Consider the following 16,396-nt stretch of genomic DNA (forward strand, 5'->3'; position numbering starts at 1 on the left):
AAGCCCGCTCCCACCCTTGAAATGCATTCCCCTGTGGGAGCGGGCTTGCTCGCGAAGGCGTCATTTCTGCTGACACAAAACTCAACGGCGCTCCTGATTCCTTGGCCAGCTCAGACTGAAGCAAGCCCCACCCAGACTCTTGCTCTTGTTGATCAGCGCCCGACCGTCATGCCAGTGAATGATCCGCCGCACAATCGACAGCCCCAGCCCGTGCCCACCAGAGGCCCGGGTGCGGCTATCATCCAGACGCAGGAACGGCGTGAAGATCCGTTCCCACGCCGACTCCGGCACACCCGGCCCGTCATCCTCGACATCGACCCGGCAGCGCAACTGCCCGACCTGATAACTCACCGTGACATTCGAGCGCGCATGGCGCATCGCGTTGCTCACCAGATTCTGCAACGCGCGGTGCAGGAAGCGCGGCTCGGCTTCGACCCAGGCGCCATCGTTGTCCGCCGCTGACAGGCACAACCCGCGCTGCACCGTGACCTCGGCACGCAACGGCGCCAGTTCTGCGATCACCTGATTGACCAGCGCATCGAGGTCGATGCGTTGAAAGGTCAGCGCTGGCGAACCCTGTTCCAGCCGCGCGTAAGTGAGCATTTCGTCGACCAGCTTATCGAGGTCCTCGATGTCGTGATCCATGCCCTCGCGGTACTTTTCCAGCGCCTGCGGGGTGGTGGCCGAGCCGATCATCTCCAGCCCGAAACGCAGGCGCGCCACCGGTGTGCGCAGTTCGTGGGACACCGCACGCACCAACTCGCGCTGGATCGCCAGCAACTGCTGCAAGTGCTCGGCCATGCCGTTGAACGCTGCTGCCAGTCGCCCGACCGAGTCAGCTCCGCGGGCCGGCACGCGGGTTTCCAGGCTGCCCTTGGCGATGCGTGTGGCTGCCGCTTCGAGTCCCCGCAGACGTCGTTCGAGCTGACGCACCAGCAGATATACGATCAGACCGATCAAGGTCAGGCCCAGGGCAGCGATCAACACCAGCCATTGCGGCGGATACGGATTCATCTGATACAGCGGGCCGATCTCCAGCACCCACGGCGTACCGACCATGCCGGCAAACACCCGGATCGAATCCCCGCCCTTGCCCAGCGCCATCACCGTGTCGCCCTCGGACACGCGGCGGCTCTGGTCTTCGTCCATGTCGGCCTCGTTGACCGTGACCAGTCGCAGATCAAAACCGAAGCCCTTCTCTTCTTTTAACTGCGCCAGCCGCTTGGGCTGTTCGCTCACCGGGAAGCGCACTAGCTCATCGGCCAGCAGATAAATAGTCGCGCGCGCCAGTTGCTCGCTGATCTGCTGCACGTCGCCGGTGAGCACCAATTGTTCTTTATCACTGACCAGTCGATAGACCCGCGCCGCATGCGGGCCTGTCTGCTCCACCAACGCCTGACCGCGCTGCACCCGAGTGCGCTGAGACAAGTCCAGACCGGTCTCGGAAAACTTCTTCAGTGCCAGCGGAATTCCCAGCAGACGCTCCCAGACCAACAACGCCCGGTGGCGCTCGGTCTCATTCATCGGTTGCAGGTTGTCGGCCATCAGCGAGAACGTGCCATGGGCCAGGCGCTCGCGGTATTGCTCGCTGCGCACCTGATTGAGCAGGTGCAGCGCCAGCACACCAAGCACCGCCACCAGAATCAGCGCCGCGCACATGCCGCCATAGATGCGCAGGAAGATCGAATTCACAGCGCCAGATCCACACAGGCTTCGGGGACGAACAGATAGCCTTTGCTGCGGATGGTCTTGATCAGGCGCGGGTGATCGGGGTCGTCACCGATTTTCGGGCGAATGCGCGAGATGCGCACATCGATCGAGCGGTCCTGACCGTCATAGCCGATGCCACGCAGCGCAGTGAAAATTTCTTCGCGAGAGAGGATTCGCCCGGCGTTCGACACCAGCAGCCAGAGCAGGTCGAATTCGGCACTGGTCAGTTCGATGCCGCTTTCGCTGAGCCAGGCTTCGCGCAAGGCGTTGTCCACCACCAGCGGGCCAAATTGCAGGCGACGGCTTTTTTCCGCGATCGGTTCGGCGCTGTCACTGCGTCGCAGCAAGGCCTGAATGCGCGCCAGCAACAGCCGTGGACGCACCGGTTTGCACACGTAATCGTCAGCGCCGAGGTCGAGACCCTGAATCTGGTCAGCATCGTCGGTGCGCGCGGTGAGCATCAGGATCGGCCCGTCGTAACGATCGCGCACCTTGCGGCAAATGCTCAGGCCGTCTTCACCGGGCAGCATCAGGTCGAGGATCACCAGGTCCGGCTGCTCCTTGATAATCCGCGCCGCCGCCAGCGCGCCGTTGCCTTCGATCTCCACGCGCAATCCATTGGCTTGCAGGTATTCGCGGGTGAGTTCGGCCAGACGCTGGTCATCCTCGACTATCAATACCTGCCAGGCTTCTTGCTCCACCGGTGACCTCTGCTTGCTGTTTTTATTAATAAGGAAGAATGCTCGGCCTGACTCAATTCCCCTGTGGGAGCGGGCTTGCTCGCGAAGACGGCGGCATGGTCAACATGGAAATTGCCTGACCCACCGCTTTCACGAGCAAGCCCGCTCCCACATTTTTCCCGTCTTTTTGTCATCTTTCGGGAGGATAAGAATGGGTAAACACCGCTCGATTGTATAAACGGCGTACAGCCAGAACACAAGTCGGCAAATGCGTTCGGATACGCCGGTTTTTTGTGATAGGGTTCGCGCCCTTAAAAATCCGCTGAAGCGTTTTTCCCGAGTGAAAAACAGTGACAAACGGTCTAACTCAGCAGGTTCGCGGCCTACACGGGAATCAGCCCTTTCGCACACAATTTACGCACAGGTTTATCCACAGGCTATACGTTGCAATACTCCCCCAAAACGCATTATCTTGTAGCCCGTGCGTAAAAAAACCCTACATGTAGGGGTTTTCGCAAAAAACCAAACACAAACCGGACAGTGAATTCAAGGCTTTTTATTGCCATTGTCGGGTTGAACCAAACGTATTTTCGAAAGCCCAAACCGCGCCTGCGGATGGCTACCGTTTTTCAGTCGACCACGACGATAACGGTACGGGTGTTGCAGTGACGAATCTGCTCCCCGAAAGGAATGCGGTCTCACGCGTATCGCGCGAACCGAAGACTTCGGCATGGAAGCGGCGCTCACAAGGCCCCCTTCCTGAACTGTCCCGAAGTCGTTATGCCCGGCGCGTGCCGGTTGTAGTGCTTCAGGACGGAACGGTGGGCACCTTGATGGTGCCCAAACAAACATAGAGAACGTGGAGACACCCATGCAAACCGACACAACTCGCGAGAACCCGCAGGGCACCTTGCCGCAGGCCGCCGATTCGAATTCGGATCTGGCCGCCACCGCGCCTGGTCAACTGCGCGTGATCAAGCGTAATGGCACTGTCGTTCCTTACACCGATGACAAGATCACCGTCGCTATCACCAAAGCGTTTCTCGCAGTTGAGGGCGGCACCGCTGCCGCTTCGTCGCGAATCCACGACACCGTTGCGCGCCTGACCGAACAGGTCACCGCGACCTTCAAGCGTCGCATGCCGTCGGGCGGCACCATCCACATCGAAGAAATCCAGGACCAGGTCGAACTGGCCCTGATGCGTGCCGGCGAGCAGAAAGTCGCTCGTGACTACGTGATCTACCGTGACGGCCGTTCGAAAGAACGCGCAGCCCATGCGCCGGTAGAAGCTGCGGTCGACGCGCACCCGTCGATCCGTATCACCCGTGCCGACGGTAGCCTCGCGCCGCTGGATATGGGCCGCCTGAACACCATCGTTACCGAAGCCTGCGAAGGCCTGGCTGAAGTCGATGGCGACCTGATCCAGCGCGAAACCCTGAAAAACCTGTACGACGGCGTGGCGCTGAACGACGTCAACACCGCACTGGTGATGACCGCGCGTACCCTGGTTGAACGTGAACCGAACTACTCGTTCGTCACCGCCCGCCTGCTGATGGACACCCTGCGTGCCGAAGGCCTGGGCTTCCTGGGTGTGGCCGAGAGCGCCACTCACCACGAGATGGCCGACCTGTACGCCAAGGCACTGCCGGCTTACATCGCCAAAGGTATCGAGTTCGAACTGCTGAACCCTGTGCTGGCCACCTTCGACCTGGAAAAACTGGGCAAGGCGATCAACCACGAGCGCGATCAGCAATTCACCTACCTGGGCCTGCAGACCCTGTACGACCGTTACTTCATCCACAAGGATGGCGTGCGTTTCGAACTGCCGCAGATCTTCTTCATGCGCGTGGCCATGGGCCTGGCGATCGAAGAGAAGCAGAAAGAAGACCGTGCGATCGAGTTCTACAACCTGCTGTCGTCCTTTGACTACATGGCTTCGACTCCGACCCTGTTCAACGCCGGTACCCTGCGTCCACAGCTGTCGAGCTGCTACCTGACCACCGTTCCGGACGACCTGTCGGGCATCTACCACGCGATTCACGACAACGCCATGTTGTCGAAATTCGCTGGCGGCCTGGGCAACGACTGGACCCCTGTGCGTGCACTGGGTTCGTACATCAAAGGCACCAACGGCAAGTCGCAAGGCGTGGTTCCGTTCCTGAAAGTAGTGAACGACACCGCCGTAGCCGTTAACCAGGGTGGCAAGCGCAAAGGCGCTGTGTGTGCCTACCTGGAAACCTGGCACATGGACATCGAAGAGTTCATCGAACTGCGCAAGAACACCGGTGATGATCGTCGTCGTACCCACGACATGAACACCGCCAACTGGATCCCTGACCTGTTCATGAAGCGTGTCTTCGATGACGGCAAGTGGACCCTGTTCTCGCCATCCGAAGTACCGGACCTGCACGACCTGACCGGCAAAGCCTTCGAAGAGCGCTACGAGTACTACGAAGCCCTGACCGAGTACCCGGGCAAGGTCAAGCTGTTCAAGACCATCCAGGCCAAAGACCTGTGGCGCAAAATGCTCTCCATGCTGTTCGAAACCGGCCACCCATGGCTGACTTTCAAGGATCCGTGCAACCTGCGTAGCCCGCAGCAGCACGTCGGCGTGGTTCACAGCTCGAACCTGTGCACCGAGATCACCTTGAACACCAACAAGGACGAGATCGCCGTTTGCAACCTGGGCTCGATCAACCTGCCGAACCACATCGTCGACGGCAAGCTGGACACCGCCAAGCTGCAACGCACCGTGAACACCGCCGTGCGCATGCTCGACAACGTGATCGACATCAACTACTACTCGGTGCCGCAAGCGAAGAACTCCAACTTCCGCCACCGTCCGGTCGGTCTGGGCATCATGGGCTTCCAGGACGCGCTGTACCTGCAGCACATCCCTTACGGTTCCGACGCTGCCGTCGAGTTCGCCGACAAGTCGATGGAAGCGGTCAGCTACTACGCGATCCAGGCGTCCTGCGACCTGGCCGACGAGCGTGGTGCTTACGAGACCTTCAACGGTTCGCTGTGGTCCAAAGGCATCCTGCCACTGGATTCGCAACAGATCCTGATCGAGCAACGTGGCCAGAAGTACATCGACGTTGACCTGAACGAAACCCTGGACTGGGCACCGGTTCGCGCCCGTGTACAGAAAGGCATTCGTAACTCCAACATCATGGCCATCGCACCGACCGCAACCATCGCCAACATCACCGGCGTATCGCAGTCGATCGAACCGACCTACCAGAACCTGTATGTGAAATCGAACCTGTCGGGCGAATTCACCGTGATCAACCCGTACCTGGTTCGCGACCTCAAGGCTCGCGGTCTGTGGGACTCGGTCATGATCAACGACCTGAAGTACTACGACGGTTCGGTTCAGCAGATCGAGCGCATCCCGCAAGAACTCAAAGAGCTCTACGCGACCGCGTTCGAAGTGGACACCAAGTGGATCGTTGACGCGGCCAGCCGTCGTCAGAAGTGGATCGACCAGGCCCAGTCGCTGAACCTGTACATCGCCGGTGCCTCGGGCAAGAAACTCGACGTGACCTACCGCATGGCCTGGTACCGTGGTCTGAAAACCACTTACTACCTCCGTGCCCTGGCTGCGACCAGCACCGAGAAGTCGACCATCAACACCGGCAAGCTGAACGCTGTTTCCAGCGGCGGCAACCACGGCGATGATTCGGTTCTGGCCGCTCCGGCAGGTCCGGCACCAGTGCCAAAGGCTTGTGCGATCGACGAGCCGGATTGCGAAGCTTGCCAATAAGCTGAGCCGGGTCAGGCGTCGCGAGACGCCTGATTCTTCCAGACAAAAGAAACCCCCGACAGACTTCTGGTTTGTCGGGGGTTTTCTTTTGTCTGCCATTTATGTGCAGGAGCTGTCGAGTGAAACGAGACTGCTGAAGTGATTATGTGAATCTGGCGGAGATTGGTCGGCTCACAGGCCGCTATCGCTGGCAAGCCCGCTCCCACAGGGATTGAGTACACCGGCAAGAGATTGGTCGGCTGTCAGACCGCCTTCGCGAGCAAGCCCGCTCCCACAGGGATTGAGTACACCGGCAAGAGATTGGTCGGCTGTCAGGCCGCGATCGCCCGCAGGCTGGCTCCTACAATTCAGAAAGCGTACAGCCCATGCGGCAAAGCCGCCCCACTCAACAGGATGAGCGCAAGCTCGGCTGCAGCTTTTGATCTTCAAAGCCCGTCGGCAGGCTGAGTGGAGGGATTGATCCGGGGGGCGGGAGCGTAGCGACCGTTTGGCGAAGCCAAACACATCGAGAGGAGGTGCAGCGAAGCAAACCGGAGGCGATGCGCCCGGATCGATCCCGGAGCGAAGGAACCCGAGCCACGGCGAGGGCCGAACGTTGGGGCCAAGCGTTTTGGTTACTTTTGGGCGTCTGCAAAAGTGACTCGCCGTAAGGGCGAAACCCTAAGTAGCCGTTACCGCAGCAACGGATAAGCCCACAAAACAATAGCCCACAAAAAAGCCCCTCAAAAAGAGGGGCTCCCTTGCACAACCAGAAACCGCAATCAGGTCATCTGAATGATGGTTTGCATGATGGTGCTCTGGGTCGAAATGGTCTTCGCGTTCGCCTGATAGTTGCTCTGGCCCTTGATCAGGTCCACCAGCTCGTTGGTCAGGTTAACGTTCGACTCTTCCAGCGAGTTGGATACCACCTCACCCAAGGTCCCGGTTTTCGGCGCGTCGTAGCCCGGAATACCGGAAGCGAAGGTCTCTTTCCAGCTGGTACCACCGATAGCCTGCAGGCCCTGTTCGTTGGTGAAGCTGGCCAGCGCAACCTGGCCGATGGCCTTGCTCTGGTTGTTGCTGAAGTTGGCGAACAGGGTACCGGTGCCATCAATGGTCAGGTTGGTGATCTGGCCAGTGGCGTAACCATCCTGAGTCGGGATCGAACGGGCGGTATCGGCGTTGTACTGGGTGGTCTGAGCCATCGAAATGGTGATGCCTGCCGGGTTCGCGGCTGCACCATTAGGCTTGAATGTACCGTTGATCACATTACCCGGGACCCAGCCACTGAGCTTGAGGTCACTGCTGATCACCGGACCCGGCAGAGTGCTGACCTGAGTCAGCTTGCCAGCGGAGTCAAACGTCATGGTCGAAGGTGTCGGCGCGGTGACCTTCGGATCGCTACCGGTAGCGTCCGGATTACGACCGTCTACCAGGGTGTAGACCTTCCAGGTGTTGGCACCGGTCTTGACCACGTACTGATCCATCGGGTGCATGTTGCCCTGACTGTCATAGATCGGCGTGCTGAACGATTTGGTGTAGGTCGCGAGGTTGTTCGGATCGAACTTGCCGGCGGGCACTGTGTCGTCGATTACTGGAGCGGTCGAGTCCAGGTTGATGGTCGAGGTCACCAGCGAGGTGGACTTCGGCGCCAGGTTGGAAGTGTCGATCTTCAGGTCAGTCAGCACACCATTGATGATCTTGCCGTTGGCATCCACACCGTAACCCTGCAGGCGCGAGGTGTAGTCGGTGTTGGTGATGTAACCAGCGTTGTCGACCTTGAAGGTACCGGCACGGGTATAGGAAACCGAACCGTTGTTGCTCATGGTGAAGAAACCGGAACCGTTGATACCCATGTCCAGCACGTTACCGGTGTTGTTGATGTCACCCTGGGTGAACTGCTGAGAAACGTTGGCCAGGCGTACACCGTTACCGATGACCTTGCTGCCACTGCCCAGACGGGTCGACGAGTAAACGTCTTCGAATTCTGCACGGGACGATTTGAAACCGGCGGTCGCGACGTTGGCGATGTTGTTGCCGGTCACGTCCAGTTGTTTGTTGGCTGCATAGAGACCGCTAAGGCCGATATTGAAAGACATATTCCACTCCTTTGTGCCGGTTAGTCGGCTCTATATACCAATGGTTTGTACTTTGGACAGGGCGACGGTGCCCTTGCCGGACAGGTTGAGCATCAGCTCGCCACCGGTCTGGCTGATGGTCACGCTGTTGACCGTGGCTGGCAGGTAGGTCGCCATATCGGTCGCGGTGCCATTGATCGAGGCGTTGGCTTTGACGGTATAGGTACCGGTCTTCACCAGATTGCCGTCCTTGTCCTTGCCGTCCCAGGTGAAGCTCGCGCTGCCTGCGGCGCGACTGCCCAGATCGATGGTGCGAACCACCGTGCCGCTGCTGTCGGTAATGCTGACGGTGCCACCGGCAATCGACGACGGCACGGTGACCGAACCGGTCATGCCTTTGCTTGGGTCGTCCAATTGCACGGTGTTGGTCTGCACGATCACGTTACGGCCAACCAGCGACGACGCCTGCAGGGCTTGCGAGGAGCTGTAGTTGCCGGCCAGCGAACTGACGGTGCTGTTGAGGGTGGTGATGCCCTCAAGGCTGCTGAACTGCGCCAACTGCGCTACGAAAGCGCTGTTGTCCTGCGGATCAAGCGGGTTCTGGTTTTTCAGCTGGGTGACCAGCAGTTGCAGGAACGCATCCTTGCCCAGGGCTTTGCCGCCAGTGGCGCTGTTGGTGGCCGAAGCAATGCCACCGGTGGTCGAACTGCTCGTTTTCTTCGAGGAGTTCGCCAGGATGTCATTCATGCTCAGGCTGCTGGTGGTATCGGAAACACTCATGGCCGTCGCCCCTTATTACTGACCGAGGGTCAGTACCTTCTGCATCATGGTTTTGGCGGTGTTCATCATTTCGGCGTTGGTCTGGAACGAACGGCTCGCGGAAATCATGTCAGCCATTTCTTCCACCACGTTGACGTTCGGGTAGTAGACGTAGCCCTTGGCGTCAGCGGCCGGATGGTTCGGCTCGTAACGCGCTTCGAGATTGCTCTGGTCTTCGACCACGCCAAGTACCTGCACGCCCTGCCCTGCGGCGTCCTGGCTCTGGAACAGCGAGTTGCTGCCACTGTTCTGGCCGCCCTGGAACATGGTGGCGAACACCGGGTGACGGGCGCGGTAGGTCTGGTCAATGCTCGACGAAACGGTTTCGGCGTTGGCGATGTTCGAAGCCACGGTGTTCAGACGCGTGGTTTGTGCGCTCATGCCGCTGCCGGCAATGTTGAAAACGCTGGACAGGGACATGGATTACTCTCCGCGCAGGGCTGACACCAGCCCTTTGAATTTGCTGTTGAGCAGGGTGAAGCTGGCCTGGAAGCCGACCGCGTTTTCCGCGTAATTCGACTGCTCGAGCTGAGCGTCCACGGTGTTCTGGTCGATCGAAGGCTGCATCGGCGTGCGATACATCAGCGACTCGTCGCCATTGCCCAGGCCTTCAGCTTCGATGTGACGGCTGTTGGTCATGTTCAGGGCGATGGTGCCGTTGGCGTTCTTCTGGGTCTGTGCTTCAAGCACTTTGGAGAAGTCCAGATCCCGAGCCTTGTAGTTCGGGGTATCGGCGTTGGCGATGTTGTTGGCCAGGACTTCGGCACGCTGGGCGCGGAAGCCCAGTGCCTTTTCGTGAATGCCGAGCGCTTTATCGAAGCTGATGCTCATGTCGGGAACCTTCGGGTGACCGGTTTTTCGTACCTGAGCTTTAGCAAGCGCCGTGCCAAACAGAACAACCCCCGTAAACCGGGGCTTTGCGAGGAGTCGGCAAAGCGGCAATGCCAGAAAAGCGGCAACCGGTTTCCGCTGGCTGCCGCTTTTCTGCCGCTTGCGTGCTCTCGCCAACACCGGACAACTGTGGGAGCGGGCTTGCTCGCGAAGGCGGCGTGTCAGTCAATATTTGTTGTCCTGACACACTGCCTTCGCGAGCAAGCCCGCTCCCACAGGGGATTTGTGGTGTGTGAGGGAGATAATTCAGGCACAAAAAAACGGGAGCCCCCAAGGACTCCCGTTTCCCGTGTTGCCGGTGCAATCACTTCGCCTGGTAAATGATCCCCGGGCTGCACTGGACCATCTGGTAATGATCCGGCAGACCGTTCAGCGCTTCGGACGCGCCAAGGAACAGATACCCGCCCGGCTTCAGCGTGCTGTGAATGCGCAACAGGATGTCTTTCTTCACCTCGGCGGAGAAGTAGATCAGCACGTTGCGGCAGAACACGATGTCGAACTTGCCCAGACTCGCGTAGCTGTCGAGCAGGTTGAACGAACGGAATTCCACCCGGTTCTTGATCGGCGCCTTGATCACCCAGCGCCCCGGCCCTTTCGGGTCGAAGTAGCGCTGCAGACGATCGGCAGACAGACCGCGACCGATCGCCAGGCTGTCGTACTCGCCGGTCTTGCAGTTGGTCAGCATGCTGCCGGACAAGTCCGTGGCAACGATCTGCACGCCCATCTTCAACTGACCGAGGTTGCTGCGCTCGAACTCATCGATCGACATCGACAGCGAATACGGTTCCTGACCCGACGAGCATGCCGCCGACCAGATCCGCAGACGCTGGTTGGGACTGGCCTTGATCGCCTCGGGCAGCACCTTGTTCTTCAAGACTTCAAACGGATAGGTGTCCCGAAACCACAGGGTTTCGTTGGTCGTCATGGCATCGACCACCTGCTCGCGCAAACCGCTGCGCGGCTGGGTCTGGATGCGCTGTACCAGCTCACCCAGGGACTTGATGCCTTGCTGCTCCATCAGTTTGTTGAGACGGCTCGAGACCAGGTACTGCTTGTTTTCACCGAGCAAAATGCCACAGGCTTTTTCCAGGAAGACCCGGAATTGTTCGAAATCCAAATTACCCGTAGACAATGATGCCGCCTCTTAAATCGTGTTGACCGCCAGGGACAAAAGGTCCCTAGCTGATATCTGCTGCTTTGATCCGGTCGACTACCCGGGATGCCAGGTCATCAGGACGGAATTTGGCCAGGAAGTCATCGGCACCGACTTTCTTGACCATCGCCTGATTGAATACCCCCGACAACGAAGTATGCAGGATGATATGAAGCTTTTGCATGCGCGGGTCGCTGCGGATCTCCGCCGTCAGGGTGTACCCGTCCATCTCCGGCATCTCGATGTCGGAAATCATCATCAAGAACTCTTCTTCCGGCTTCTTGCCCTCTTCGACCAGCTTGCGCAGGTAATCCAGCGCCTGCTTGCCGTCGTTCAGCGCCACCACTTCGACGCCGATCGTCTGCAGGCAACGCGTGACCTGCTTGCGCGCCACCGACGAGTCATCGACCGTCAGCACCCGCAGCGACAACGCCTTGCTCTGGGTCTCAACATCGACCACACCGACCGAAATCGCCTCGGGCGTCGGCGCCACTTCCGCCAGCACCTTCTCGACATCGATGATTTCGACTAACTGATTGTCGACCCGAGTCACAGCCGTCAGGTAGTGATCGCGCCCGGTGCCCTTGGGCGGCGGATGGATCTCTTCCCAGTTCATGTTGACGATGCGCTCCACCGAGCGAACCAGGAAACCCTGGGTCTTGGTGTTGTACTCCGTGATGATCACGAACGGACTGTTCTTGTCTTTCAACGCCCCGGAACCGGTCGCCATTGCCAGATCAAGGATCGGAATGGTCGCCCCCCGGATATTCGCCACCCCGCACACGACAGGACTGGACTTGGGCATCAACGTCAGCGACGGGCATTGCAGCACTTCCCGCACCTTGAACACGTTGATGCCGTAGAGCTGTTGACCGTCGAGACGGAACAACAACAGCTCCAGGCGATTCTGCCCTACCAGTTGCGTGCGCTGGTTCACCGAATCCATTACACCAGCCATGCCCAGACTCCTACACCAACGCCAAGTGTTGTTGCGACGCACATTCATTGCTAAACGGCACGGCGCTTGCTTTTTAACTCGTATGAACGCTCAAACGACATTTTTCCGACGCCTGACCTCCCGCACCCGCAAAGCGCTGTGCGCGGTGTCTGCCGTCTGCTTCTTCTTCGCTGGCAGCCCTGCCGGTGCTGATACGGTTACCTTGCCTGACATGCTTATCGGCGTCACCCAAGGCTTTCTTGAGTTCACCGTAGAAGACTATCTGGCTACCAGTCAAACGGAAGGCCGCTACGAAATCGAGGTCAACCAGCTCGACCCGCGTATGCGCATGCCTATGTGCGACAAGGAATTGACAGCGTCACTGGAGAGTCCGGCCCGTCCGCTGGGCCGGGTTACGGTCAAGGTCCGGTGCGAGGGAAGCTCGCCGTGGACGGTGTTCGTGCCCGCTCAAGTCCGCCTGTTTCGCGAGATTGTCACCACCACTCGCCCGCTAAAACGCGCCGGAATTATCGAGCCGCAGGATGTGACCTTGCGTGAACGCGACATCAGCCAGATCAATCAGGGTTTCCTGACGTCGGTGGATGAAGCCATCGGGCAGAAATTGACCCGACCAACGGTCGCCGATCAGGTGATTACCCTGGTGCATCTGGAACAGGCTGAAGTGGTGCGCAAGGGTGATCAGGTGGTCATCATCGCCCGCAGCGGTACGCTCGCTGTGCGCATGCCCGGCGAAGCCCTGGCCAATGGCGGTTTGAAAGAACAGATCCGGGTGAAAAACCTCAATTCCAACCGGGTGATCAAGGCGCAGGTCATCGCGCCGGGTCAGGTGGAAGTGGCCATGTAAAACGCTCAGGCAGAAAACTGGCGCCGGCCTCGATGCTTCCCTAAACTGTGCCGCAGCAGAACACGCTTCGGCACATGCAGCTCATTGCAAAGTGAGCCTAAAGTTTTCCAGGGAATGGCCGAGAACATGGCAAGCGTCCAAATTCCCAGAGGTTTTTAACATGGTCATCGATTTCAGCCGTTTGAACAGCTCCTCGTCACTTACGGGCAGTACACGTACCAGCAACGCCAAGGAAACCGCCGAATCCGGCACCTCCGCGCCGCTGAATACCCAGGCCGAAACGGCCAGTACCGCAAAAAGCGGGGAATCGGTACACCTCAGCAATGAGGCTCAACAGTTGCAGAAGGTCACTGACAAGCTGCGCGATCAGCCTGCCGTCGACAAAGCCCGGGTGGCCGAGTTGAAAGCAGCGATTGCCGATGGCAGCTATAAAGTCGACAGCAACCGTGTAGCCAGCAAACTGCTCAACTTCGAAGCCCAGCGCTAGGCTTTTGCCGGCGCCAGGCTTTTGGACGCTTAAAACCCAAGGCCAGCCATGCACGACACTAATTTATTGCAACTGATCACCGACGACTTTGCTCCAGCTCAACAATTGCTGGAGTTACTGCAAACCGAGTCCCTCGCTTTGCACGGTCGTGACATGCCTTTGCTCGAAGACATTCTGGCGCGCAAACAGGCATTGATCATTTTGCTTGAACAGCATGGCCGCAAGCGCAGCGAAATCCTCGCCAGCCTCAACCTGCCGCTCGACCGTCAGGGCCTGGAGCAACTGGCCAGCCACTCGAGCATTGGCGACCAGTTGCTGGCCCAGAGCGACGTGTTGACCGACCTGATTGCCCAGTGCCAGGCGGCCAACGTCAAGAACGGCCAGTCGATCCAGATTCAGCAGGCCGCCACGGCCAATCAGCTGAAAATCCTCACCGGGGGCGAGCCGCCAGCGTTGTATGACGCCTCGGGCACTTTCGCCAAACCCACCAAGCCGCGTACGCTCAGCCAGGCGTGAGCCATTCGATGTGCCTGCACTATCAACCCGCGAAACATGCTGGCAAAATGCTGGCTAGTCGTAGTCAAATTTTGTCTGGAGATTGAGAAAACGTGCCAAACGCCCTAAGCGCGGATGATAGTCCGCAGCCACCAAAGGTGCTGACCACGCCCCTGGAAATCTCCAGCAACCTGCGCCAGCTGCAAGAAAGCCACGATCCACTGATCATCACGTTCCACGAGCGCAGCCAGCGTTTCCAGAGCTATCTGATCAAGGTCGACCGCGATACCGCGACGATTGCCCTGGACGAGATGATCCCGCGCGATGGCGAGCGCTTTCTGCAGGCGGGCGAACCGTTCAAGGTCGAAGGCTTCCACGAGGGCGTGCGCATCGCCTGGGAATGCACCGGCACGCTGAACATCGAAGAATCCGAGGGCGATCGCTTCTACACCGGCGCGCTGCCGACCGAGGTGGTTTACCACCAGCGCCGCAACGCCTTTCGCGCAGCCCTCAAGCTGACCGATCTGGTCAGCGTCGAACTCGGCGGCGAAAAGCTCAAGGCGCCAATCAACGGCAAACTGCTGGATATTTCCGCCACCGGTTGCAAGCTGCGCTTTGAAGGCGACATCACCGACCGCCTGCAACTGGGCCAGGTCTATGACCGCATGATCGCCACCCCGCTGTTTGGCAATCAACCCATCTCGGTCGAACTGCGCTATCTGCACTTCGAAGAAAAGCTCAACATCACCTTCGCTGGTCTGCGTTTCCACAACATCAGCGGCCAGGCGGCGCGCAACGTCGAACGCTTCGTCTATCAGTTGCAGCGTGAAGCACGTCGGTTCGATAAAGACGATCTGTGATTCGTACAGGCAAATAGAAAGGGCAGCCCCTCGCGGGACTGCCCTTTTCTATTTCCATTGTCCAGTCCTGGCCTGGAGATCCCTGTGGCGAGGGGATTTATCCCCGATGGGTCGCGTAGCGCCCCCAAAACCTGCCGATGCGCAGTATCAGATACTTCGCATGCGTTGATTTTGCGACTGCTTCGCAGCCGGTCGGGGATAAATCCCCTCACCACAGTTAAAGCATCATTCTTTGAACAGCCTTACCCTCACCCGATTCAGGGTCTGGCCCCACTGATGTCCGGCGTCGGTTTATCGCCCTCATCAGCCGGATCAGCTTCCACCGCCGCTTCAGGCTGCACTTCGGGTTCCGGCTCCGGTTCTGGCGTAACCGTGGTCTGCATCTGCTCCTGCACCACCTGCTCATCCACTCGCGGATCGAGTGCTGCCACCAACGGCGAGCTGGACATGCTGTCCGGCATCGCAACGTGATGCAGCGGTGCGTCGTCGACCTGATGAAGATTGGTCACCGCTTTCGGGCGAATGCGCCACACCAGCACCAGCGCGAAGAAACTGAAAAACGCGTACAGACTCTGACTGCCAAACAGCTTCATCAGCACACCTGCCAGCAGCGGGCCGATGCTCGCACCGACACCGTAGGTCACCAGCAGCATCGCCGTCAGCGACACCCGGCGATCGCCCTCGACGTGGTCGTTGGAAAACGCCACCGCCAGCGGGTACAGGCAGAACTGCACCAGCGAACACATGAACCCGACGACAAACAGAACTTCCAGCGGCACCTGCGGCAGGATCGCCAACGGCAACGCCGCCACCGCCAGGAACCCGGCAAAACAGCGAATCAGCAGCGCCCGGTCATAACGGTCGGACAACCAGCCCAACGGCCACTGCACCAGCAGCCCGGCAAAAATGCAGCTACCCATGAACAGACCGACCTGCTCGGTCGACAGCCCCTGCTGCGAGGCATACAGCGGTGCCAGACCGTAGAACGAGCCGATGATCAGACCGGCCCCCAGCACCGTGCTCAACGACTGCGGCACGCGCTTGATAAAGAAGCGCGGCTCCATCGGTGCCGGATGCAGTGGCGCCGGGTGAATTCGCCGGGTCAGCGCCACCGGCACCAGACACAGGGCAAAACACAGCGCGACCAGCATCAGCAGCTCCAGGCCGAGGCCCGGATGCATGACCAGAATCAACTGACCGAGCACCAGCCCCAGATACGAAGCGATCATGTAGCCGCTGAACACCAGCCCGCGCTGGTTGGCGTCGGCCTGCTCGTTGAGCCAGCTCTCGATCACCATGTATTGGCACATCATGCCCAGACCGACGATGGTCCGCAGCACCAGCCACGCCGGCAGCCAGTCGACCAGGCCATGCCCGAGCACCGCCGCGCCGACGATCCCGGCACACGCCGAATAAGCGCGAATGTGGCCGACCCGGGCAATCAAGCGGTGACCGATCTTGCCGCCCAGTACCAGGCCGAAATAGTTGGCCGCCATCAGCGCACCGACCCACAGCCCATCGACATGGTCAGCGGCCAGGCGCAATGCCAGGTAAGTAGATAGAAGGCCCGAGCCGATCAACATCATCAGCGAGGCGAAATACAGCGCTCGAAAGGATTTCCAGATTTGGCGCATCGGCGTTCCGAGCGGCTCCTTGCAGTGAGTATCGGACTATCA

Annotated in this window: 14 protein-coding genes; 5 read left to right on the plus strand and 9 right to left on the minus strand. The window is 59.3% G+C overall.

The annotated features are described in order from the left end of the window. Positions 1–81 precede the first annotated feature (81 nt). Together KCG87_RS20985 and KCG87_RS20990 are read right to left on the minus strand one after the other, a co-directional pair. Positions 82–1,692, minus strand: coding sequence for an ATP-binding protein (locus tag KCG87_RS20985; RefSeq protein ID WP_103368757.1), 1,611 nt, complete (start codon positions 1,690–1,692; stop codon positions 82–84). Next, positions 1,689–2,411, minus strand: coding sequence for a response regulator (locus KCG87_RS20990; protein ID WP_210558874.1), 723 nt, complete (start codon positions 2,409–2,411; stop codon positions 1,689–1,691). The genes KCG87_RS20985 and KCG87_RS20990 overlap by 4 nt, the downstream gene beginning before the upstream one ends. 850 nt (positions 2,412–3,261) lie before the next feature. Between KCG87_RS20990 and KCG87_RS20995 the strand changes: the two genes are divergently transcribed. Beyond that, on the plus strand, positions 3,262–6,156 hold the full coding sequence (locus tag KCG87_RS20995) for a ribonucleoside-diphosphate reductase subunit alpha (protein WP_095137143.1): 2,895 nt from the start codon (positions 3,262–3,264) through the stop codon (positions 6,154–6,156). Positions 6,157–6,917: 761 nt separating this feature from the next. Here KCG87_RS20995 and flgE read toward each other — a convergent pair. From flgE to KCG87_RS21025, 6 genes are all read right to left on the minus strand, one after another. Then, positions 6,918–8,234, minus strand: a complete 1,317-nt coding sequence (flgE, locus tag KCG87_RS21000) for a flagellar hook protein FlgE (RefSeq protein ID WP_098965102.1) — start codon at positions 8,232–8,234, stop codon at positions 6,918–6,920. A gap of 30 nt (positions 8,235–8,264) precedes the next feature. Further along, the gene (flgD, locus tag KCG87_RS21005; protein WP_097085799.1) at positions 8,265–8,993 is read right to left on the minus strand and encodes a flagellar hook assembly protein FlgD; all 729 of its coding nucleotides are present in this window, start codon (positions 8,991–8,993) and stop codon (positions 8,265–8,267) included. 15 nt (positions 8,994–9,008) lie between these two features. After that, positions 9,009–9,452 carry a flagellar basal body rod protein FlgC gene (gene flgC, locus KCG87_RS21010; RefSeq protein WP_003227217.1) on the minus strand — a complete coding sequence of 148 codons (444 nt, stop codon included), beginning with the start codon at positions 9,450–9,452 and terminating at the stop codon, positions 9,009–9,011. Between the two features lie 3 nt (positions 9,453–9,455). Continuing rightward, positions 9,456–9,863, minus strand: a complete 408-nt coding sequence (gene flgB / locus KCG87_RS21015; RefSeq protein ID WP_007917581.1) for a flagellar basal body rod protein FlgB — start codon at positions 9,861–9,863, stop codon at positions 9,456–9,458. Between the two features lie 364 nt (positions 9,864–10,227). After that, positions 10,228–11,055: a protein-glutamate O-methyltransferase CheR gene (gene cheR, locus KCG87_RS21020; protein ID WP_007963053.1), complete on the minus strand. Its 828-nt coding sequence runs from the start codon at positions 11,053–11,055 to the stop codon at positions 10,228–10,230. Between the two features lie 46 nt (positions 11,056–11,101). Further along, on the minus strand, positions 11,102–12,034 hold the full coding sequence (locus tag KCG87_RS21025) for a chemotaxis protein CheV (RefSeq protein ID WP_095137138.1): 933 nt from the start codon (positions 12,032–12,034) through the stop codon (positions 11,102–11,104). Positions 12,035–12,116: 82 nt separating this feature from the next. On the opposite strand from KCG87_RS21025, the gene flgA reads away from it, so the two are divergent. The 4 genes from flgA to KCG87_RS21045 all read left to right on the plus strand — a co-directional run bounded on the left by flgA (position 12,117) and on the right by KCG87_RS21045 (position 14,720). Next, a complete protein-coding gene (gene flgA, locus KCG87_RS21030) occupies positions 12,117–12,878 on the plus strand; it encodes a flagellar basal body P-ring formation chaperone FlgA (protein WP_027612276.1) in 762 nt (253 codons plus the stop codon). A gap of 160 nt (positions 12,879–13,038) precedes the next feature. Next, positions 13,039–13,365: a flagellar biosynthesis anti-sigma factor FlgM gene (gene flgM, locus KCG87_RS21035; protein WP_007917589.1), complete on the plus strand. Its 327-nt coding sequence runs from the start codon at positions 13,039–13,041 to the stop codon at positions 13,363–13,365. 48 nt (positions 13,366–13,413) lie between these two features. Beyond that, positions 13,414–13,881, plus strand: coding sequence for a flagellar protein FlgN (locus KCG87_RS21040; RefSeq protein ID WP_007963060.1), 468 nt, complete (start codon positions 13,414–13,416; stop codon positions 13,879–13,881). Positions 13,882–13,973: 92 nt separating this feature from the next. Next, positions 13,974–14,720 (plus strand): flagellar brake protein, encoded by a 747-nt coding sequence (locus KCG87_RS21045; RefSeq protein ID WP_210558873.1) that lies wholly within the window; start codon positions 13,974–13,976, stop codon positions 14,718–14,720. A 257-nt stretch (positions 14,721–14,977) separates the two neighbouring features. Here KCG87_RS21045 and KCG87_RS21050 read toward each other — a convergent pair whose 3' ends face one another. Continuing rightward, positions 14,978–16,354 carry an MFS transporter gene (locus KCG87_RS21050; protein ID WP_134787112.1) on the minus strand — a complete coding sequence of 459 codons (1,377 nt, stop codon included), beginning with the start codon at positions 16,352–16,354 and terminating at the stop codon, positions 14,978–14,980. Between the last annotated feature and the right edge of the window lie 42 nt (positions 16,355–16,396).

The organism is Pseudomonas sp. MWU347 (assembly GCF_017947305.1).
In the GTDB taxonomy this organism is placed as follows: domain Bacteria; phylum Pseudomonadota; class Gammaproteobacteria; order Pseudomonadales; family Pseudomonadaceae; genus Aquipseudomonas; species Aquipseudomonas putida_A.

Excerpts from the sequence above, each read along its gene's own strand:
- flgD (WP_097085799.1), bottom strand. The coding sequence starts at position 8,993 with ATGAGTGTTTCCGATACCACCAGCAGCCTGAGCATGAATGACATCCTG.
- KCG87_RS21050 (WP_134787112.1), bottom strand. The coding sequence starts at position 16,354 with ATGCGCCAAATCTGGAAATCCTTTCGAGCGCTGTATTTCGCCTCGCTG.
- flgM (WP_007917589.1), top strand. The coding sequence starts at position 13,039 with ATGGTCATCGATTTCAGCCGTTTGAACAGCTCCTCGTCACTTACGGGC.
- KCG87_RS20995 (WP_095137143.1), top strand. The coding sequence starts at position 3,262 with ATGCAAACCGACACAACTCGCGAGAACCCGCAGGGCACCTTGCCGCAG.
- KCG87_RS21025 (WP_095137138.1), bottom strand. The coding sequence starts at position 12,034 with ATGGCTGGTGTAATGGATTCGGTGAACCAGCGCACGCAACTGGTAGGG.
- flgA (WP_027612276.1), top strand. The coding sequence starts at position 12,117 with ATGAACGCTCAAACGACATTTTTCCGACGCCTGACCTCCCGCACCCGC.
- flgB (WP_007917581.1), bottom strand. The coding sequence starts at position 9,863 with ATGAGCATCAGCTTCGATAAAGCGCTCGGCATTCACGAAAAGGCACTG.
- flgE (WP_098965102.1), bottom strand. The coding sequence starts at position 8,234 with ATGTCTTTCAATATCGGCCTTAGCGGTCTCTATGCAGCCAACAAACAA.
- flgC (WP_003227217.1), bottom strand. The coding sequence starts at position 9,452 with ATGTCCCTGTCCAGCGTTTTCAACATTGCCGGCAGCGGCATGAGCGCA.
- KCG87_RS21040 (WP_007963060.1), top strand. The coding sequence starts at position 13,414 with ATGCACGACACTAATTTATTGCAACTGATCACCGACGACTTTGCTCCA.